The sequence below is a fragment of the Pseudonocardia sp. SID8383 genome (assembly GCF_009864975.1).
Lineage (GTDB): Bacteria > Actinomycetota > Actinomycetes > Mycobacteriales > Pseudonocardiaceae > Pseudonocardia > Pseudonocardia alni.
The window spans coordinates 1-203 of sequence record NZ_WWFY01000370.1; the positions used below are offsets into that span (position 1 = coordinate 1).

Here is a 203-nt window from a genome sequence, read left to right on the forward strand (position 1 = left end):
GGCCACCGCCGACCTGCCCGCGCAGTCACGGCAGCTGGCCGACGGCGCCCGCCAGGTCGCCGACGGCAACGCGCAGCTGGCCGCGGCCGGGGACCGGGTCGCGCAGGAGAGCGCCCGGCTGGCCGACCAGCTCGACGCCGCCGACGGCACCATCGCCGCGAACCTGCGCGAGCGCGGGTTCACCGACGAGCAGGTGCAGCAGG

At 78.8% G+C, this 203-nt stretch carries 1 pseudogene; it reads left to right on the forward strand.

The window, feature by feature from the left end:
- Window positions 1-203 (forward strand): annotated as a pseudogene (locus GTW08_RS08740) (YhgE/Pip domain-containing protein); the annotation flags it as partial.